The sequence below is a fragment of the Domibacillus sp. DTU_2020_1001157_1_SI_ALB_TIR_016 genome, assembly GCF_032341995.1.
GTDB lineage: Bacteria > Bacillota > Bacilli > Bacillales > Domibacillaceae > Domibacillus > Domibacillus indicus_A.
The window spans coordinates 581,952-602,457 of the sequence record NZ_CP135438.1 but is presented as its reverse complement, the minus strand read 5'-3'; the positions used below and the strand labels follow the sequence as shown (position 1 = coordinate 602,457).

The window sequence follows — 20,506 nt, the reverse complement described above, 5'->3', positions numbered from 1 at the left end:
AGGTGCTGAACATGAAAATCATTGGAGTGGGCGATAACGTTGTCGATTATTACAAAGACCGCGAGGAAATTTTCCCTGGAGGCAATGCAGTGAATGTAGCTGTGCTGGCCAAGAGATACGGAGCCAGCGCTGCTTCCTATATGGGGATTGTCGGAAATGACCGCTCCGCGGCACATTTACTGGAGAGCTTAACAGAAGAAAACATTGATATCTCGACCGTCCGGCAGGTATGTGGACCAAATGGCGAATCCGTTATTGCGTTAACAGAAGAGCTAGACCGTGTATTTGTCGGATCGAATAAGGGAGGCGTTCAGTCATCGGTCAGACTGAATTTTAATGAACAGGATCTTGCCTACATTGCGCAGCATGATATTCTGCATAGCAGTATGTATAGTCATACAGAAACCGATATTGCTTTACTATCCCAGCACATTCCGGTTTCGTTTGATTTTTCATTTAAATATGAAGAAGACTACCTGCAGCTTCTCTGCCCGCATGTAACCTACGCGTTTTTTTCGGGGAGTGAGCTGACAGAAGAAGAAGGCATTCGTCTGCTTCACCGGGCAAACGAGTTAGGCGCAGCTGTTTGTGTTATGACAAGAGGAGAAAAAGGAGCGATCGCTTTGGCAGATGGAAAGCTGTACAAGCAGGGAATCGTTCCAGCAGCTGTTGTCGATACACTCGGAGCAGGCGATTCTTTTATTGCCATGACATTGGTTGACTATTACGAGAATCGGGATATGGCCTCCGCTTTACAAAAAGCCGCACAAGCTGCAGCCGCCACTTGTGAATTCTATGGCGCTTTCGGATATGGCGTTCCTAAAAAAGAAGCAGAAAACATTTTATAAAAGTACACATGCTGTGAGTAGAATGCAAAGCCGTGCTTTCGTGGAAGGAGGACATCATGAAAAGCGAGGAAGCAGACATTCCTTATTACCAGCAGTTAAAAAAAGTCTTTATTAACCATATAAAAAACGGGAAATTGAGCTACGGAGATAAAATCCCTTCTGAAAGAGAGCTTGCAGATATCTATCAAGTAAGCCGGATGACAGCCCGGCATGCGGTTATGATGCTTGAAAGAGAAGGCTTTGTAGAAAGGAGGGTGGGGGCTGGAACTTTTATTACAAATGAACGAATCCGGTGGAACACTGTTACCGTTAACAGTTTTACAAAAGGCATGCAGGATAAAGGACGGGCTCCCTCCACCAAAACATTAATTATGGAGGAAAGAGAAGCAGACGCACAGACGGCAAAGCAATTAAAAGTGTCAGAAGGTGAGCGGCTTTTTTACTTGAAACGGCTTCGCAAAGTGGACAATATTCCATTAGCCATTGAAGTCAGCCAAATCCCTTATCGATACTGCCCTCAAATTGAACATTATATGGAAGATAATGTTTCTCTCTATCATGTACTCCATCAATATTTTGATATCCAGCTTATCCGCCAAAAACAATATATGAAAATATCTCTGGCTTCCCAGTCCGAAAGTACATTGTTGGGAGTTCCTGATTTAAGTCCTTGTATATCCATAGAAGGGCAGGCATTTGCAGAATCAGGTCAACCGATTGAAGTTTCACAAACGCTTGCAAGAGGAGACTTAGTGGAATTTTACTCGGAACCTTCAAACCCATAAGGAAGTGTAGATCCGTTTTGGTAAAAAGGAGGCGGGCATGATGATGAAATCTTTATTTTTTCAGTAAACCGATCCAACACTTTAAAACAGCAGGGGAACTGACAGGCCTGACAATTGCCTGCTTCTTATTTGCATTCGGCACCAATCAGCTGCTGACGCCAGCTGAACTTCTGGCTGGCGGACTGGGTGGTATTTGTGTGATTTTTTATCATTTATTTGGGTGGCCAATCGGTACTCAGTATTTTTTATTCAACGTGCCGCTGCTTGTACTTGGGTATCTTCATATTGGCAAAAAGTTTATTGTGTATACTATTTATTCGGTGATCGTTTCTTCCATTTTCTTTGATTGGATACCGGTTGAGCCGATATGGACAGAAGATGTGATGCTGAATGCGGTTTTCGGTGCTATTATTTCAGGAATCGGCGCTGCCGTTATTTTGAGGCTGGGTGGATCTGTTGGCGGTTTGGACATTTTATCCCGGGTGATGGCCAAGTACTTTAATATAACGATAGGAAAGTTCGGGCTGATTTTCAGTGCGTGCATCGTCCTAATTTCAGCGCTCCTATTCGATGCCCAGTCTGCTATGTATACCATTATTTCTTTTTTTGTCGGCACGAAAACATATGATGCGATTTTGAGTATTGCTGAAAAAAGCACGGTGTTGATTGTGACGGACCAGGGAGATGAAATTTCTTCTACATTAAACCGTCTTTTTAACCGGGGCATCACTTCCTGGAAGGCATATAGTGATGCGGAAAGAACGGTGCTGCTGTGTGTGATTATTAATATTGAATGGTCGGAATTAATTCGTGTCGTAAAAGAAGTAGATGGAGATTCATTTGTAACGTCTGTTCCTACCCGAAAAACATTCGGCCGTTTTCATGTGGATTGGTAAGGAGAAAGAATAAACCAGCATAAGAAAAAGCAGAGCGGCTCCTTATTCCAAAGGAACCGCTTTTTTCTAACACTTATCCTTTTTCCAATAAACCGTTTTCTTTCTCAATATGTTCTATCTAATATATACTGATATAACAAGAAAGTCATTTTTATATAATGGACGAAGTTGGTGGTAAAGATGTTGAATAAATCAGAAGAGAATACGCCTTATTATCAGCAAATAAGGGAAATGCTGCTCGAGGAAATCAAAAGCGGAAAGTTAAAACACGGTGATAAAATCCCTTCTGAAAGAGAGCTGTCCGAAACATTAAAAATCAGCAGAATGACCATCCGCCATGCCATTGACCTTTTAGAAAGAGAAGGGGTTGTCGAGCGGCGTCCGCGGGTCGGCACGTTTGTGGCAAACCGCCGGATCAGATGGAACTTTATCACCGTCAACAGCTTTACAAAAGGAATGATTGATAAAGGGTTTAAGCCTTCTACAAAAAAAATACATATGCTTTTCGAAAAAGCAGATGAACATCTAGCAAAAGTTCTTGATGTTGATGTAGGAGAAGAAGTTTTTTCTTTGAAACGGCTGAGAATTGTAGATGAAATTCCCATTGCGATTGAATTGAGCCAGATTCCTTATAAATATTGCGAAGGAATTGAAAAATACATGGAGGATAATGCTTCTTTGTACGAGGTATTAGCCCAGAAATATGGAATCCAATTGAAAAAACAAAAACAACGCATGAAAATTTCCTACTCTAACTCATCTGAAAGCAAACTGCTGCAGCTTAAACCGGAAAGCCCATGTTTATGGATTCAAGGCACAACCCACGATATGTCAGGCCGTATTATCGAATACACAAATGGATTAGCAAGAGGAGATCTGGTTGAATTTTACTCAGAGCCGACCAATCCTTCTTAAACTGCCTGCAGGGCGGACAAGAAAGAATAGCTATTTTAATCTTTTGTATACATGTATATTCGTATATTTGTATACATGTATATTTGTATACATGTATATTTTGAAGGCGATATAAAGATATGAAAAGAAGCTCCTATTTAGCCAGGGGCTTTTTTGTGTGAACATTTATCATTGGGCATAAGAAGAGGATTTACTGCAATGAAAATGAATAGTAAATAAAAGTCTAGCATATAAATGAAATAAGCTGAAAACAATAGGGGGATGTGCAATGAATGTTCAGGGTGAAAAGCCTGTATACTATAACGGTTACGGCTTAGACAAATTAGCACCAATAAATAAAAAAGCCTACCAAGAGTTTATAGTTAAACCTAACCATATACGAGACGAAGGAAGCTTCTCTTCTTTTCCCTATTTCCCTTATATGAAGAAGTTAATGTTTGATAAAGAATCCCCATATACGATTTCTTGAAAATAAACAGGGGCGATCCAAAACCATTCTTATTTAAAAGAAATGAAAAAAGCTGTAGCAGCCACTGCAGCTTTTTTTCATTTCTGCTACATGGTTTGACATTTCTACAAACTGCGTAGACTTTTTATCATCTTCGGCGAGAACACCCCCACTTCAAGCTTGCTAAGTGGGGGATGAATCGCTGCTCTTTCAGTCATTCTTTTTCCTTGAACGCTGTATTGCTAAAATAGTATAATTAAATTAAGAACAAACGTTCGCGGGGGTGAGGAAAATAATAAAAACTAAAAAAGATGAAAAACAGAACCTTCATTTTAAAGTCTTTCGGTTTAAAATCCATCCAAGTGACGAGCAAAAACAACTGATTAACCAAACGATCGGCTGCTGCCGGTTTGTCTACAATTATATATTAAATGAAAACATCAAGAGTTTCGAAAAAACAAAAAAACGGTATATGGAAACAGCTGCTAAAAAGCTCCTCCCTGGGCTAAAAGAAACGTTCAAATGGTTGTCTGGTTCTGACAGTATCGCTCTTCAGGCAAGCATCGAATATCAGTACGAAGGATTCAAAAAATATAAGGAACAGCCGAAAAAAGAATTAAAAAAACGAGCCGCTAAAAAATGTGCAGAAGGCTATACGCCAACGGCGTATGACTTTAAGGGCCATCCGACATTCAAAAGCAAGAAAAACCCGGTCCAAAGCTACACAACCAAAATGACAAATCACAATATTTAAATCGTGGACAATCGCATTCAGCTGCCGAAACTCGGCTGGATTCGTTTTTCAAAGTCTTGTGATATCGAAGGAAACATTAAGCGTGTCACCGTGCGCCGAAGCAGCACCGGCCGGTATTCGATTGCAGTTATCTGCGAGATGCCATATTCGCCTTACAAAGCAAGCACAGCTGATGCCATTGGGATTGATCTGGGATTAAAAGAGTTTGCCGTGCTCTCCAACGGTGAATTCATTGCCAACCCGAAACACTATCAAAAATACGAAAAGCGGTTAGCCTTTCTTCAGCGTGCGTTTGCACGTAAAAAAGAAGGTTCGAAATCGTGGGAAAAAAATAAAGCCCAGATTGCTAAACTGCACGAAAAAATCAAACACACAAGAGAAGATTTTCTTCACAAGCTGACGACCAGGCTCGTTCATGAAAACCAAGTGATCGCAGTGGAGAATTTGTCAGTAAAGAAGCTCATCCAAAACAAAAAACTAAGCAAGGGGATTCACGATGCGTGATGGTCAAGGTTCAACGAAATGCTCGCCTACAAAGCGAAGTGGTATGGACGGACGATTATAAAAGTCGATCCTTTCTTCCCATCAAGCCAGCTCTGTTCCGGGTGTGGCTACCAGCATAAGGAGGTGAAAAATCTCGCTGTCCGGGTGTGGGAGTGTCCGGCCTGCGGTGTGCGTCACGACCGAGACCTGAATGCGAGCCTGAATATTAAAAAAGAAGCCTTTCGGCTTCTTTCACTTCAGTCTATTTAAGCTTGGTCATAAAACCGTTGGAATACGGGGTTAGCCTGATTACTGGGGGTCGAAGATCCTCTTGCCTAGGAATCCCCACTTCAACCGTCAGGTAAGTGGGCGGTAGTTCAAAAAATACTACTCCTGCCTTCATAAGGGCCCCGTTTGATCAGCTAGTAAACCAGTGGGATCTTCTGTTGCTTAATGGAATGTCAGAACATTGATTTACTAGAAGACCCATCGTGAGACTCTCATTAACAAAAGTAAAAAAATTTTCATTTAAGCAGATCTTTTTTCTGCTGAGCCTGTCGTTTGTCTTCAATATCCAGTAAATCATGCACGAAAAGCTCTTTCAGTGAAAACAACATTAGGTTATCCTTATTCCTCAATAACAAGACATTATAGGACAGCTGTTTCTTAAAGCTGCTGCGAAAGTGACAAAATGGGAAAGAGAAACAGGGCTTGGTTTATATACAAGCACCTGTTTCTGCGACCAGGGGGCAGACCTCTTCTAAGGTGTCGATTTACGGGATAAATAAAAAGGATATAGCTGGTTTCCTTCTATGTAAGGAGTATATATGTATGGAGCGCTTAATTTTCTTTATGTTTATTGGATGATGACACCACGATCGCTTAAAAGAAATTTTGATTAGTTGTTAACATGTCGGCATATCGCATGCAGCATATATACTTGAATCAAGTTTTGATCAGCCCTTCCCTTTCATAAAGGCACCATCTATTCGCGGTGTTACCGGCTATTAAGAACAGTCATAATTTAAAATGTAATATACTAGATTTAGGAGCTGGAAGATCCGCACTTTCCGTCGATATCTGACGAGATGATGTATAAATCTATGAATCCCTATCAAAAAACGTGTCTCATCTTTAAAGAATGAACATTTAATCCATTGCAAAGCCATTCTCCAATAATGATTTCCCTCTATTAAATAATAAATCTCTTAAAATATGTTTCACGTGAAACAATTTTGATAGATTTATAGATTTGAAACCTTTACAGTACAACAAACCAGGTTTCTTAGTTGTCTGAAAAGGTGAGGCGGCTTACGAGAGAAAAAAGCAAACTACCTGCTAGTTACAGCTACATAAGCTTCTAAAGAGGGCGGGCCTACAAAAATAAGTCCTCTTGCCGCCATTTCTGTTTCAAGCAGATAAATAAAATCAGGCGTTAATTTTAAACGTAATGCATCCATGTAAGCTTCTATTAAATACTCATCCGCAATGTCTATTTTACGCAACTTGCCTGCTCCTCCTCTATGATTACGAGGCAGTTCAGCCATCTTAGTCTTTCGACCGTAGATCTGAAACTTTGCGTCCCAACCTTTCGACTGGTTTGCCTTTTTCTGCTTTTCTTAATAAAAAGGTAAACAAAAATAAATCAACAAAAGTCTATTTATCATTTTACAAAAACAGCTCCAAAATGTCATTTTTTAAAATGAAAATTCACAAAAAAGTAAATGATTCACCTTTTTAACAGATATGTACCAGAAAAAAGAATAAAATGAGCAGAGAAAGAAGGCGAAAGGAGAAAGGGAATGCAAGAGAACATGATGACTCTGTCGGATGGAAGAAAGCTTGGCTTTTGGGAGTATGGGGACAAACAGGGGATTCCGGTTTTTTTGTTTCATGGCACACCGGGTTCAAGAACTTGGTTTTTAAAAGATGATGACATAGCGAATACGTTTGGTATCCGTTTTATAGCGACCGATAGGCCAGGATACGGGTTATCCGATCAAAAAAAGCATCGCAGTGTTCTCGACTGGGCAGACGATATAGCCGAACTGGCTGATTTTTTAAAGACAGAGTCGTTTTCTGTTTTAGGGGTGTCTGGAGGAGGTGCTTATGCAGCAGCTGTTTCTTATCGCTTTCCTGAACGAACTCGATTGTGTGTACTTGTTTCATCAGCGACCCCTTTTCATGCGGGTAAACCCCCTAAAAATATGTCAAAAGAAAACCGAATTGCTTTTTTTCTGTCTAAGCATGCTCCATGGATATTAAAAAAGATCAATAGTTCCCAGAAAAAAATGATAGATCGTGATCCTGACAAGTATAAAGCAGCCCTCCAAAAAGGAGGACGGCATTTACCGGAATGGGACAACCGCCAGCTAACGCAAGAGGAGGTACTCGACAGTACGATTCTTCATTTAAAAGAAGCCTACCGTCAGGGAGTTGAAGGTGCTTTATACGAAACAAGGCTGCTGACGGAAAACTGGGGATTCAACCTTAGCAATATTCAGGTTCCGGTTCATATTTGGCATGGTGAAGAGGATACATTGTCACCTGTCAGTGAAGTGAAAAAGATGGCTGGCCGATTTTCAGCTGTTACATCCCATTATATAAAGGGTGGAGGTCATTTTCTTACAGAAGAAGAACAGATATGGAATGAAATTCTCCAAACCATTTTAAAGGAAGCAGCTTTTAAATAGCATGGGTATGCCTGATTTCGATATGCCTCTCGTATTTTAGTCAGGCTCATAACATGATATTGCTGATCGTGAAGCAGATGATCGGGTTGATCCAGAGAACGGCCTGACAAACGAAAAGCAAACAAACCAATCTTCTTTTTTAATTGGAAAAGCCTTGGCGTATATTTATTACGCAAGGGCCTTTTTAGCATGATCAAAAATAAAGGCAGAACTCCGATTGAAAAGAGACGCCCTATTTACCATCTTAGAGGAATGCCGAAAAAAAATGATGGTAAACTGCACCAGCTTTTTTCAGCTGCTCGAGTACCCAGGCAGCAGAAAGAAGAGAAATTTTAAAAAATTTTTATCATTTCACTCTTTAAGCCTAAAATAAAGAAATATTTTTTCTGTATTATTGTTGATTTTAAAAATATTTTTTCGTATAATGAGTCCATCGGTTGAAAATGCTTACATTATCAACCGGAAACGTATTACAGTATAAAGGTGGTATTTCAATGGACGCTTATTTATTAATTGTAACGCTGCTATCAATTGTTCTCGTTATTATCGGCGTTTCTTGGTTTAAATGGCATGCGTTTATTAGTTTAACCGTAGCCAGTTTGTTTTTAGCTGTTCTTTCCGGTTTATCATGGGACAAAATTGTAAGCGCTTATGAGACGGGAGTCGGCGGGGTACTGGGGCATTTAGTTGGTATTTTAGCCCTTGGTACGATCTTGGGGAAAATGCTTTCTGAATCCGGTGCCGGACTGCAGATTGCCAACTATTTTGTAAAGGTTTTCGGTGAGAAAAAACTTCCGTGGGCGATGTTTTTCTCAGGGTTTATCATTGGGATTCCTGTCTTTTTTGAAGTCGGCATTTTAATTTTGCTGCCGCTTGTCATTTCGATTCAAAAAGCTACAAAGAAAAATATTTTATTGATTGCACTGCCAGGGATCGCTGGCTTATCTGTTGTGCATGGCCTTGTGCCTCCGCATCCAGGTGCGATTGCAGCAATCGGCATTTATGGCGCTGATTTAGGAAAGGTACTGCTGTACTCTTTAATCATTGCACTACCAGCTGGTGTTATCAGTGGTCCTTTGTTTGCAAAGTTCATTTATAAGCGGGTTATGCCAAAAGGAGAGCCGAGCTTAGTAACGGTAGAACAAAAAGATCCTGCTTCTCTTCCAAGCGTAGGAATTTCATTCTTATCTATTTTATTGCCTGTTATTTTGATGATCATTGGCACCGCAGCGCCGTATGCCGGACTGCCTGGCCAAGCCGAACAGATTTTAGCTTTTATCGGCAGTCCGCTTGTTGCCCTTTTAATTTCTTGTTTCGCTGCTTACTATTTCCTCGGTTTCCGTCAGGGGATGGACCGCGATACAATCAAGAGATTTACAGAAGAATGCATTCTGCCAGTTGGCTCTATTCTTTTAATTATTGGAGCGGGCGGTGCGTTTAAACAAGTTCTGATTGACAGCGGAGTAGGCGCAACAATTGGTGATATGTCACAAGGGTTATCTCTGTCGCCGCTTTTACTGGCGTTTATGATTGCTGGCTTAATCCGGATTGCAACCGGCTCTGCCACGGTAGCTCTTACAACAGCAGCAGGTATCGTATCACCGATCATTGCCGGTATGCCGGATGTAAACCTTGAACTGCTTGTTATTGCAACAGGCGCTGGTTCCTTAATGTTCTCTCATGTAAATGATGCAGGCTTCTGGATGGTAAAAGAATATTTAGGATTAACTGTCGAAGAAACGTTTAAAACATGGACGGTTCTTGAAACCGTTCTTTCTTTTACGGCATTTGCCGGTGTCTTGATCGTCAGCATGTTCGTTTAATAAAAGTGAAGAGTAAAGATCGAAAAAAGCCCTGGGAATCCAGGGCTTTTTTTATGATTTTACATACATATAATGAATTTGATTAAATAACGTTTTTGCCAAATTCCAAACAGCCGGCACAAATCGAAACACCTGGCCCGACCGCTAATACACCCACTTCACTGATGCTTTTTTGGCAAAAAGAACAAGTTTCCGTATAAGATGTGTTTGCTGTTGGCGTGTTTTCTACAGCTTGCTGGGGTTGTGACTCAATCACTTCTTTGCCGAAATCCAGACACTCTATACAGATGGAAACTCCGGGTCCTAATGCTAACGCATCCACTTCATTTCTGCTTTTTTCACAAAAAGAACAAGTTTCCGTATAATCATGCTTCGCTGATGGTGTATTTTCTACTTTATTCATGGCATCAAACAAACGTTCAATAAATTCAGGCTGTATATACTCTGCATGTCCCTTTACCTTCTGCTCAATCGTCGAGTAGGCAAGCGCCATTCCTTCATAAAAAGATTTTCTTTCCGGAACTTCGCTTTTAGCGGCTTCATCCTCACATAATTGCTGCAGCATTTGCAATCCCTCTACTGTGGCTTTTACTTCCGTGCCCTGGAACCTGTTCATTCGAATATGTTGATCCATTTCAGCCGCCCTTTCCCCAAGGAATCGTGCAAACAGAATCGCTTGTACAGCTATTTATTTCTTGGTGAATGGGAAAATTCCTTCTTATTTGAACGAAAAGAGCTGCTATGGGGATCAAGCAAAATATTGGTCAGACAGAAGTACTTTCTTTTTAACGCAGTTGCATGCAAAGCTCCTGCATGAAAACAAATACCACTGTACATAATGTAAGTAGTAAAGAAACCACTTTTATCTGTGGGAGTTGTTTGAAAGAAAAACCACATTTTTTTCCTATGGCCTCTCTCGTAGAAAAGGCTTTCATTTTGACGATTGAGTAACCGTCTGCTAAGCCGGTTAAATTCTCGTTTCAGAAATGGAGTCGCGGATTTTATCGAGTGCTTTATTCGCATTGTATTTGTTGAGTACCATGATATTTACATAAAGGGCATCAATAATGCTCAGCTGTCCAATCCGGGAAGAAAGGGCTTCAGAACGAAAATCCGTTTCTTCGGAGCTTGTGAATAGCGCAACATCGACATTCTGGCCTATAAACGACTTCGGATAGCCTGTGATACCGATCGTTTTTGCCCCGTTTTTTTTCGCTGTTTTTAAAATATTAATCGTATCTTTATTCGTTCCGGAGTGCGAAATCACAACAGCTACGTCCTTTTCTGTCAGTTGGGAAGCGGACATCAGCTGGTAGTGGGAATCGACGAATGAGAACGCTTTAATTCCTGTGCGGATAAATTTATGATAAGCGTCCATAGCAATGACCATAGAGCCGCCGACACCGTAAAATTCTATTTTCGCTGCATGAAGAAGCAGGGACACAGCTTGATGAAGCGCATTTTCATTGAGTAAATGCAGTGTATTTTCGAGCGTCTGGATATTGGATTGAAAAATCTTTTTGGTGATGGTTTTTTCATCATCATTTTCTGAAATTTCTTCATGTATTTGTTGAATCGGTTCCATAATTTCAGAAGCGAGGGCAATTTTCATCGCCTGATATCCTTTAAATCCAATTCGTTTGCAAAACCGAAATACCGTTGCATCCGCAACATGCAGATCTTCTGCCAGTTCGTTAATCGTAATATGAATAATTTTTTCAGGGTTTTGTAAAATGTAATCCGCTACCTTTTTTTCTTTTGCACTTAACCTTGCATAATAGGAGCGAATTCTTGCCATACACTGTTGTGCCACTGAAGTCCCTCCTTACAAACTGTCTTATAACATCAGTATAGCATAAGAAAAGAAGTAAAAAAATATTTCTTGAAAGGGTTTTATTTAAGAAAAAAATTTTATATAATTTAAGAGAAGAATGAAAATTATTTTCAAAGGAGCTTATCACATATGCATATTGGTTTAGTCGGGCTCGGCAAAATGGGCTTTCAGTTAGGGTTGAACTTAATGGAGCATGGTCATGAAATTACGGCTTTTGATGTAAACCAGGAAGCAAGAGAAAAAATGAGTGGAGAAGGGGCACAGACAGCTTCTTCTATTGAAGAGCTGGTTGCCAGCCTGCCAAGTCCGAAAGTGGTCTGGATCATGGTGCCATCCGGCAAGATTACAGAAGGAGTCGTTCATGAAGCAGCGTCGCTGTTAACTGAAGGCGATATTGTCGTTGAAGGTGGAAACTCTCATTACAAAGATTCTATGCAGCGCGCAGAACAGTTAGCAAAGCGCGGTATTCACTTTTTAGACGTCGGCACAAGCGGCGGCACGTCCGGTGCAAGAAATGGAGCCTGCATGATGGTCGGTGGTGAACAGTCCGCTTTTGAACAGTTAGAGTCTGTATTCCGGGACATTTGCGTTGAAAATGGCTATTTGTATACAGGAAAGAGCGGCAGCGGACACTTTTTGAAAATGATCCACAATGGAGTGGAATATGGCATGATGCAGGCGATTGCAGAAGGCTTTGAACTGCTAGAAAAAAGCGATTTCGGCTATGATCACGAACAAGTGGCCAGAGTGTGGAACCATGGCTCAGTTATTCGTTCATGGCTGATGGAACTGACACAAAATGCATTTTCAAAAGATCCGAAGCTTGAAGGCATTAAAGGCATTATGCATTCATCTGGAGAAGGAAAATGGACAGTTGAAACGGCTCTTGAGATGCAGGCAGCCGCGCCTATTACGGCTTTGTCTTTAATGATGCGCTACCGCTCGCTTGAAGAAGACACATTCTCAGGAAAAGTTGTTGCTTCTTTGCGAAATGAATTCGGCGGACACAGCGTTGAAAAAAGCAATTAATCACGTAAAGTAAATGTGCGAATAAAAATCATATTCATATACAAGAAAAAGCTTTTTTCTCTTTTTTGGATGAGAATTGCTTTTTCTTTTTTTGTTCATTTAGGACTTATTTTATAAGCCTTAAAGTGATGTTTTTTACATATTTTCACTATTAATAATAATTATAGATTTTTAGAAAAATTGTGATATTTTCTAACAAATGTGTAGATATGGAAAAATATAACCTCTATTATACTCTTATTCCAAGTGATAAAAGGGGGAAACAAAGTGACAAAAGAACAAAAAAGCTTAACAAGGAGAGATTTCCTGAATCAAGTAGGGAAAGTAGGAGGAGCCGTTGCCGTATTTGGAGCAATGGAATCCCTAGGATTTTTTGCTTCTCCTGTGATGGCAAGCGCCAGCAGCTATCGCCCTCCGTCCAAAAGTGACCTTTCCGAGTCAGGGAAAATGGGCAAAAAAGTCATTATCCTCGGAGCCGGTATTGCCGGAATGACAGCCGCTTATGAACTTGGAAAAGCAGGGTATGACTGTCATATTCTCGAAGCGAGAGGCCGAACAGGAGGACGGAACTGGACCGTGCGAAACGGAACACAAGAAACCGAAATCGGCGGGGTTAAACAAACAGCTAAATTTGACAAAGGCCTTTATTTTAACGCCGGACCTGCCCGAATTCCCCAGCATCATGTAACCATGGATTATTGTAAAGAGCTCGGGGTTCCACTTGAAGTGTTTTGTAACGTAAATGAATATGCTTATTATTATCAGGAAAATGTGGGTGGTCTCGCAAACCAGAGAATCCGGAAGCAGGCCATTAAAGCAGACACACGCGGATTTGTATCCGAGCTGTTAGCAAAAGCAGTCAATAAGTCTGCACTTGACCAGGAGCTAACGAAAGAAGACAGGGAAAAATTAATGGATTACCTGAAACGTGAAGGTGATTTGTCTTCCGAGTACATCTACAAAGGCTCAAGCCGCCGCGGATATACAGAACTCCCAGGTGCAGGCCTCCAGCCAGGAACTATCGGCACACCCTATACATCTAGTGAACTTCTTCAATCAGGAATGATGAACAACTTCAACTCAGAATACTCCTTCACTCAACAACCTATGATGTTCCAGCCCGTAGGTGGGATGGATCAGATTCCAAAAGCACTTGAACGACAGCTGCCAGGCAAAATTACGTTTGAAGCGGAAGTACAGGAAATTCGGCAGTCCCCAGAGGGCACGCGGGTAGTATACAAGACCAAAGGAAAAACACAAGAAATAAGCGGAGATTACTGCATCTGTACGATCCCGCTGCCTGTTCTGAAAAATATAAAAGCAGATTTCACAAGCGAAATGAAAAATGCAATCAAAAGCATCAACTACGCAACAACAGGCAAAATCGGCCTTCAATTTAAAAATCGTTTCTGGGAGCAGGAAGACCGCATTCTGGGCGGCATTACAACAACCAACATGGATATCTCCCAAATCTGGTATCCATCCTCTGACTTTTTAACACAAAAAGGAATTGTAGTCGGTTACTATAATTTCGGTCAAAATGCAGTCGATGTGGGCAACCGATCCATCGCCCAGCGTCAATCGCATGCTTTGGCTCAGGGTGGAAAAATACATAAGCAGTATGCTGATGAATTTGAAACCTCTTTCTCACTTGCATGGCACAAAATCAAATACAACGAAGGTGGATGGGCAGAATACTCTGCTTCTGATTTGAAAAACTATTATCCAATTTTAAATCAGCCGCAAGGGCGTATTTACCTTGCCGGTGAACACCTGAGCTACATGACGGGATGGATGGCTGGTGCCTTTGAATCGGCAAGAACAGTCGTCAGCCAGATTCATGAGAAAGTGCTGAAAGAAAGCGGTCCGGTACCTTCGATCGCGGGGTAATGAATGATCCGGCTGTTATTTTACCTTTTATAAATGGAGGAAGAAAAATGAAAAAATCACTAAAAACCACGATTGCCTCGGTTGTAATTGGGGCAAACGTTATTGCCGGATTTTCGATTGCCTCGGCGGTGAGTGAAAAAGAAGAGTTAAAATCGAATGAAGTAACGTTTTTTGGCACCCCGTCTTCCTCTATTTCCAGTTCAGTGGCCATTCCTTCTTCTTATGGCCAGCTGCTGTTTAGCGGAACTGTTCCGCCTTTGTTGAATAAAGACGGGGCGACAACGTATGAACGATACGGGGATACCAAAACGCAGGCTGTCGGTATATTAAAGAATTTAGAAACGCAGCTGAAAGCGAAAGGACTCACACTTGCGGATGTAACATATTTGCGTGTGTATGTAGTATCAGATCCGAATAAGGGCGGAAAACCGGACTATCAAGGGTGGTTTGACGCGTACGGACAGTTTTTTAACACAAAAGAAAATCCCATTAAAACGGCACGTTCTACCGTGGGCGTCGACAGCCTGGTGAATTCAGACTGGCTCATCGAAATTGAAGCGGTTGTGGCTTACAAAAATAAAAACAAATAAAACATGTTTATGAGAGGAGCAGATTTGCATGCTGCAAAATATCGGTGTTCCAGGTTTAGTGTTAATCTTAATCATCGCCCTTGTAATCTTCGGCCCTTCGAAATTGCCGGAGATCGGCCGGGCGTTTGGCCGTACATTGAGCGAGTTTAAAAGTGCCACAAAAAATTTAGTAGAAGAGGAAGAAGAAAAAAAGCCTGAGCTGACAACGGTGGAGAAAAAAGAGAAATCAGCGGTTTCATAAGAGACATGTAGACGAGGAAACTCGTCTACATCTTTTTTTAGTAAAAGATAGGAGGTGGTTGGATGGAAAACAAGAATGCTCATCTAATCGAACATCTAGAAGAACTTCGTCAGCGGATTATTAGGACCTTAATTGCTTTTCTCTTTTTTCTTATTCTTGCTTTTGTTTTTGTCGAGGATATTTACAATTGGCTGATTAAAGACCTGGACGGAAAACTGGCAATTCTAGGGCCGAGTGATATTCTATGGGTCTATATGGTCATCTCGGGTGTATGTGCGATTGCGGCAACGATTCCTGTTGCTGCCTATCAAACCTGGCGCTTTGTCGCTCCTGCTTTAACAAAGGAAGAAAGCCGGGTCGCCTTTCACTTTATACCGGGTTTATTTCTTCTGTTTCTTACCGGTATTGCATTTGGTTATCTTATTTTGTTTCCAATCGTGTTAAACTACCTGACTACGCTGTCATCCGGCCACTTTGAGGCGATGTTTACAGCGGATCGCTATTTTCGTTTTATGCTGCACTTAACACTGCCATTTGGCTTTTTATTCGAAATGCCTCTCGTTGTGATGTTTTTAACAAGACTCGGCATTATTAATCCAATGAGGCTGGCCAAAGCGAGAAAGCTTTGTTATTTTGCACTCATTGTCGTGTCCATTTTAATTACACCTCCTGATCTGATTTCAGACGTTTTGGTTATCATTCCCCTGCTGCTTTTATATGAAGTAAGCATCACGATTTCAAAAGTAGTTTATAGGAAACGGCTGATCAGTGAAGTGTCGGTTTCATAAAGGAAGAGCAGCAACACATAAATAAGTAAAGCGGCCTGTTTAAGAGAACAGGCCGCTTCTTTTTCAAGCACTATTATTTGATCCATTTCTGCTGGAACTCGGCAATAAGGCCGTATTCATTTTCAAGTGCACGTGCCACGCGAATATAAACCGACATAAGATCCTGATAAACCTCTACGTTTTCCGGATTTGGCTGGTGGCTGTGTGTGCTGCCGACCCACTCTGACATAATAGAGAAATCATCAATTTCCCCAAGCGCGTACATACCTAATACGATCGCACCAAGGCAGGAGCTTTCAAAGCTTTCCGGCACAGTCACTTCCTGATCGAAAATATCAGCCATCATCTGGCGCCACAGCTCAGAGCGGGCAAATCCGCCTGTTGCCTGAATTTGCTTCGGCACGCCAATGACTTCCTGAAGGGCAAGCATAACCGAATACAAGTTCAAGATTACCCCTTCTAAAACAGCGCGGATCATATGCTCGCGCTTGTGGTGCAGGCTGAGACCGAAAAAGGAGCCTCTTGCATTTGGATTCCAAAGCGGTGCCCGCTCACCAGCCAAATAAGGATGAAACAAAAGACCATCCGAACCTGGTGCTACACGAGAAGCAATTTTAGTCAGCACTTCATAGGGATCAATGCCAAGCCGCTTCGCTGTTTCAATTTCGGCTGCGGCAAATTCATCCCGCACCCATCTAAACGTCATGCCGCCATTATTAACCGGCCCGCCGACAACCCAGTGATTCTCGGTCAGCGCATAACAGAAAATGCGTCCTTTCGGGTCTGTGACCGGCTTGTCTGTTACAGTACGGATGGCGCCGCTTGTGCCAATGGTTACGGCTACCACGCCTGGGTCAATAGCATTCACACCGAGGTTCGATAAAACCCCGTCACTTGCCCCTACAATAAATGGTGTGTCATCAGAAATGCCGAGCTCTTCTTTGTATACCGGCTTTAAGCCTTTTAAAAAGTGAGTCGTCGGAACCGCTTTTGACAGCCGGTCCGCTGAAATGCCTGCTACTTCGAGTGCTTCCTTATCCCATGCTAATTCATGTAAATTAAACATACCCATCGCAGAAGCAATAGAATAATCAACGACATACTCACCAAACAGCTGGTAAAACACGTATTCTTTAATCCCGATAAATTTATCAGCGGCTGCAAACACATCCGGCTGATCGGTCCGCAGCCAGGCAATTTTGCAAAGAGGGGACATGGGGTGAATCGGTGTGCCGGTTCTTTTGTAAATCTCCAGCCCGTTCATTTCGTTTTTAATTTTCTCGGACCATTTGGTCGGCCGGCTGTCTGCCCAGGTGATGCAGCGTGTTAACGGTTTGCCGTTTTTGTCCATCGCAATCACACTGTGCATAGCAGAACTAAAGCTGACGAGCTTCAACTGAGCCGGGTCAACATGTCCTTTTGTCAGAACAGTTTTGACCGTTTCAAGCACAGCCCGGAAAATTTCGTCCGGATCCTGCTCCGCAATGGATGGGGAGGGGCTGTAAAGAGGATACTCTACATGGTGCATTTCCAGCACTTTGCCGGCTTCTCCAAATAAAACGGACTTTGTGCTGGTCGTTCCGATATCAACGCCTAGATAAAAAGATTGTTTTGACATACTCATAGTCTCCTTTATCAAATGATCCGATCTTTGCTGTGTTTATCAAACATGAGTTAATGAAAATTATTTATTTTTTTTGTTTTAAGCAAGAAAATTTTTTTCTTCTTTTTTATTCTACTAGAAAAGAAACGGTTTTGGAACTGTTTTCATAAAAGAGTGTACGTTACTTTGCTCTTTCTTTGTCAGCTATTAAATGTTCGGTTGCTTATAGCTAGTATACCCTTTTTAAAAAGAATCAGCCGATTATGGAACGGGAAGAAAACTGCCTTTACACAGGCATTCTTCGTTTGAGTCCAAACGTTTAAAGTAATGTACCCTTTTTCACACAATAAAAGGCGTATACAAAGGAAAGCGCTCTATATACGAATGAGAAATAGCCCTTGTCTGCTTTCTGCTAACAGGTATACTTAAAAAGAAAAATAGAGGTTCATTTTTTTACAGCTACACATGTTAGCGCTTTAACAAAAGATAAGCAGCATAAAGGTGGGAGAAACATCATGCTTTTTAAACCGGTGCGATTGAGCCTGCTGACTCAAATTGCCCTTCTTTTAACGATAGTCGTAATCATTAGTACATTTTTGGTCAGTCTCCTTTTTTCTTCCATGATCGATGAAATGGTTGAATCCTATATGGGAAAGCAGGCAATGACTGTGGCAAAACTTGCGGCACAGAATGAAAAAATTATCGATGCCTTCCAAGAAAAAAATCCTACTGTAACGATGCAGCCGATTGCTGAGACAATACGTAAAACAACCGGAGCCAGTTATGTCACGATTGTCAATACGAAAGGAATTCGCTATACAAACCCGAATCCTGATTCGATTGGCAAACATACAGCGACCAGTAATGATGCTTCCCTTTTAAGAGAGCAATCGGTTATTTATAAAGATACGGGCATATCCGGCCCGGCAATCAAAGCAAAAACGCCTATATGGAACGAACAGGGAAAGATTATTGGTGTTTCGTCCGTTGGGTTTTTATTAAATGATGTAGAAGAACAGACAGATGTTTATCGAACGAAAATTATCCAGCTCGCTATGATTCCGTTAGCCATTGGAGCAGTAGGAGCCATGATTATTGCACGAAGGATTCGAAAAGTTATTTTAGGGCTTGAACCGGAGGAAATTTCCTCTTTATTCAAAGAAAAAGAAGCTACACTGGAATCTATTCGGGATGCAACCATTGTGATCAATACACAGAATCAGGTTTCATCGATGAATAGGAAAGCCCGTCTGCTATTTGGCGGCCAAACCATTCAAAAAGGATATGTGATAAAAGAGAAGAAGCTTCAAACCCTGTTAAAAGAAGTGCTTACTTTTAAAGAAGAGAGGATCAATCAACCGGTTGTATTTGAAAACCAGCTTTTCATTGCGGATTTGTCTCCGTTTTTGAAGAATGGCCAGACAGAAGGCATAGTACTGACAGCCCGGCCTATATCAGAAGTTGAAAAGCTGACGGAAGAATTATCTCAGATGAAAGCATTCTCTGAAAATATGCGGTCACAAAATCATGAATTTTTAAATAAGCTGAATACGCTTTATGGACTGCTGCGATTAGGGCAGTATGAGCGAGCGATGCAGTTGATTTCTCAAGAAGTTCAGGAGCGGCAGGATGTCATCTCCTTCTTGGTTTCATCTGTAGCGGACCCTATGATCGCTGCCTGCCTGCTGGGGAAATTGAATCGGGCAAAGGAACAGCAAGTATCTTTAACCATTGATGAAGAAAGCAGTTTATCTCTTTCACTTACTGCCCAGGAAGCTCAGCAGATGGTTTCGATCATTGGAAATATCATAGACAATGCGCTGGAAGCGGCACGCACCGAAAAAGGAAGAGAAGGAAAAGTTTCCGTGTCATTTACGGACTTTGGAAAAGAAATAGTGTTTGATATTGAAGACAATGGAGCGGGTGTTCCGGCTCATATGGAAGAAAGGATATTCCAAGAAGGGTATACGACCAAAACAGGAGAGAATCACGGCATTGGTTTGACGATTGTCCAGCATGCTCTGCAGCAGCTGGGGGGAGATCTTTACTTGAGCAAAAGTCAGCTTGGGGGCACCCGGTTTACCATTGTCGTACCTAAAAAGGAGGAATTTGATGGAGACGATTAAAGTGATTATTGTAGAAGATGATTATGAAGCAGCAGGCATTTATAAGCAATTTACAGACCAGCAGCCTGGGTTTGATGTGATTGCAACCGCCGGATCAGGCAGGCAAGCGCTGGATTTGTTAAAGGTGGTGCAGCCTCATTTGATTTTACTTGACGTTTTTCTGCCAGACACCAACGGTATTGAACTGCTAAAAGAAATTAGGAAACAGCATTGGGGAGTTGACGTCATTTTAATTACGGCGGCCAATGATACCGAAACAGTCAGCCAGGCGATTCGCGGGGGGGCATTTGGCTACTTAATAAAGCCGATTATGATTGATAAATTGATTGTAACCTTAGAGGAATACAAGCAGATGCGATCACAGCTTTATGAGCAGAAAAAAGTGGATCAGGATAAAGTGGACCGCATGTTTCGTACTGCTCAATCCAAAAAACAACCTGGCTCTAGCACCGCCCAGCTGCCAAAAGGAATCGATAAACATACGCTAAAGCTGGTCAGGGAAAAAATAAAAACGGTTGAGGAAAGCTTGAATGCGGACGAATTTAGTCAGCTGTTCGGTATTAGCTATTCCACAACCCGTCGTTATTTAGAGTACCTTGTCTCTACTCATGAGATGGAGGTACAAGTGATTTACGGCAGCATCGGGCGGCCGGAGCGAAAATACAAATCTCTTTAAAACCGCAAAGCTGCAGCTGCGGTTTTTTTGCTGTGAAAAATAAGAAAAAAACGATTATTACAATTAAAAGAGTAAAAACAATTT

Annotated in this window: 20 protein-coding genes, 1 pseudogene and 1 riboswitch; of the genes and pseudogenes, 17 read left to right on the top strand and 4 right to left on the bottom strand. The window is 41.6% G+C overall.

Going from position 1 to position 20,506, the window contains the following annotated elements:
• Positions 1-11 precede the first annotated feature (11 nt).
• From RRU94_RS02865 to RRU94_RS02830, 8 genes and pseudogenes are all read left to right on the top strand, one after another.
• Positions 12-848, top strand: a complete 837-nt coding sequence (locus RRU94_RS02865; protein WP_315691729.1) for a PfkB family carbohydrate kinase — start codon at positions 12-14, stop codon at positions 846-848.
• Between the two features lie 56 nt (positions 849-904).
• Complete coding sequence (locus RRU94_RS02860; RefSeq protein ID WP_315691728.1) at positions 905-1,633, top strand: GntR family transcriptional regulator; 729 nt, start codon at positions 905-907, stop codon at positions 1,631-1,633.
• Positions 1,634-1,704: 71 nt separating this feature from the next.
• On the top strand, positions 1,705-2,529 hold the full coding sequence (locus RRU94_RS02855; RefSeq protein ID WP_315691928.1) for a YitT family protein: 825 nt from the start codon (positions 1,705-1,707) through the stop codon (positions 2,527-2,529).
• Positions 2,530-2,709: 180 nt separating this feature from the next.
• Positions 2,710-3,444, top strand: coding sequence for a GntR family transcriptional regulator (locus RRU94_RS02850; RefSeq protein ID WP_251272576.1), 735 nt, complete (start codon positions 2,710-2,712; stop codon positions 3,442-3,444).
• Positions 3,445-3,712: 268 nt separating this feature from the next.
• A complete protein-coding gene (locus RRU94_RS02845) occupies positions 3,713-3,913 on the top strand; it encodes a hypothetical protein (protein WP_315691727.1) in 201 nt (66 codons plus the stop codon).
• Between the two features lie 262 nt (positions 3,914-4,175).
• Positions 4,176-4,646, top strand: coding sequence for a helix-turn-helix domain-containing protein (locus RRU94_RS02840; RefSeq protein ID WP_315691726.1), 471 nt, complete (start codon positions 4,176-4,178; stop codon positions 4,644-4,646).
• A gap of 3 nt (positions 4,647-4,649) precedes the next feature.
• Positions 4,650-5,150, top strand: a complete 501-nt coding sequence (locus RRU94_RS02835) for an RNA-guided endonuclease TnpB family protein (RefSeq protein WP_315691725.1) — start codon at positions 4,650-4,652, stop codon at positions 5,148-5,150.
• 12 nt (positions 5,151-5,162) lie between these two features.
• Positions 5,163-5,399: pseudogene (locus RRU94_RS02830) on the top strand (zinc ribbon domain-containing protein); the annotation flags it as partial.
• Between the two features lie 1,061 nt (positions 5,400-6,460).
• Here the strand turns inward: RRU94_RS02830 and sda are convergent.
• Entirely contained in the window at positions 6,461-6,634 is a 174-nt protein-coding gene (gene sda, locus RRU94_RS02825; protein ID WP_251272573.1) for a sporulation histidine kinase inhibitor Sda, read from the bottom strand.
• Between the two features lie 25 nt (positions 6,635-6,659).
• Positions 6,660-6,744, bottom strand: a riboswitch (cyclic di-GMP riboswitch).
• A gap of 187 nt (positions 6,745-6,931) precedes the next feature.
• On the opposite strand from sda, the gene RRU94_RS02820 reads away from it, so the two are divergent.
• Positions 6,932-7,822 carry an alpha/beta fold hydrolase gene (locus tag RRU94_RS02820; protein ID WP_315691724.1) on the top strand — a complete coding sequence of 297 codons (891 nt, stop codon included), beginning with the start codon at positions 6,932-6,934 and terminating at the stop codon, positions 7,820-7,822.
• A gap of 494 nt (positions 7,823-8,316) precedes the next feature.
• Complete coding sequence (locus tag RRU94_RS02815) at positions 8,317-9,645, top strand: GntT/GntP/DsdX family permease (RefSeq protein WP_315691723.1); 1,329 nt, start codon at positions 8,317-8,319, stop codon at positions 9,643-9,645.
• A gap of 82 nt (positions 9,646-9,727) precedes the next feature.
• Here RRU94_RS02815 and RRU94_RS02810 read toward each other — a convergent pair whose 3' ends face one another.
• The gene (locus RRU94_RS02810) at positions 9,728-10,279 is read right to left on the bottom strand and encodes a ClpX C4-type zinc finger protein (protein ID WP_315691722.1); all 552 of its coding nucleotides are present in this window, start codon (positions 10,277-10,279) and stop codon (positions 9,728-9,730) included.
• Between the two features lie 333 nt (positions 10,280-10,612).
• A complete protein-coding gene (locus RRU94_RS02805; RefSeq protein WP_315691721.1) occupies positions 10,613-11,458 on the bottom strand; it encodes a MurR/RpiR family transcriptional regulator in 846 nt (281 codons plus the stop codon).
• 150 nt (positions 11,459-11,608) lie between these two features.
• Here RRU94_RS02805 and gnd point away from each other — a divergent pair, with 150 nt between their 5' ends.
• The 5 genes from gnd (at position 11,609) to tatC (ending at position 16,017) form a co-directional block, all read left to right on the top strand.
• Positions 11,609-12,508, top strand: a complete 900-nt coding sequence (gnd, locus tag RRU94_RS02800; protein ID WP_315691720.1) for a phosphogluconate dehydrogenase (NAD(+)-dependent, decarboxylating) — start codon at positions 11,609-11,611, stop codon at positions 12,506-12,508.
• A 267-nt stretch (positions 12,509-12,775) separates the two neighbouring features.
• Positions 12,776-14,398, top strand: a complete 1,623-nt coding sequence (locus RRU94_RS02795) for a flavin monoamine oxidase family protein (RefSeq protein WP_315691719.1) — start codon at positions 12,776-12,778, stop codon at positions 14,396-14,398.
• A gap of 47 nt (positions 14,399-14,445) precedes the next feature.
• Positions 14,446-14,988 carry a RidA family protein gene (locus tag RRU94_RS02790; RefSeq protein WP_315691718.1) on the top strand — a complete coding sequence of 181 codons (543 nt, stop codon included), beginning with the start codon at positions 14,446-14,448 and terminating at the stop codon, positions 14,986-14,988.
• Positions 14,989-15,016: 28 nt separating this feature from the next.
• Positions 15,017-15,229 carry a twin-arginine translocase TatA/TatE family subunit gene (locus RRU94_RS02785; RefSeq protein WP_050183140.1) on the top strand — a complete coding sequence of 71 codons (213 nt, stop codon included), beginning with the start codon at positions 15,017-15,019 and terminating at the stop codon, positions 15,227-15,229.
• A 62-nt stretch (positions 15,230-15,291) separates the two neighbouring features.
• The gene (gene tatC, locus RRU94_RS02780; RefSeq protein WP_315691717.1) at positions 15,292-16,017 is read left to right on the top strand and encodes a twin-arginine translocase subunit TatC; all 726 of its coding nucleotides are present in this window, start codon (positions 15,292-15,294) and stop codon (positions 16,015-16,017) included.
• A gap of 73 nt (positions 16,018-16,090) precedes the next feature.
• Here the strand turns inward: tatC and gntK are convergent, their stop codons facing one another.
• Entirely contained in the window at positions 16,091-17,635 is a 1,545-nt protein-coding gene (gene gntK / locus RRU94_RS02775; protein WP_315691716.1) for a gluconokinase, read from the bottom strand.
• A 500-nt stretch (positions 17,636-18,135) separates the two neighbouring features.
• Between gntK and RRU94_RS02770 the strand changes: the two genes are divergently transcribed.
• Positions 18,136-19,746 carry an ATP-binding protein gene (locus RRU94_RS02770; protein ID WP_315691715.1) on the top strand — a complete coding sequence of 537 codons (1,611 nt, stop codon included), beginning with the start codon at positions 18,136-18,138 and terminating at the stop codon, positions 19,744-19,746.
• Complete coding sequence (locus tag RRU94_RS02765; protein ID WP_315691714.1) at positions 19,733-20,422, top strand: response regulator; 690 nt, start codon at positions 19,733-19,735, stop codon at positions 20,420-20,422. The genes RRU94_RS02770 and RRU94_RS02765 overlap by 14 nt, the downstream gene beginning before the upstream one ends.
• Positions 20,423-20,506: the final 84 nt, after the last annotated feature.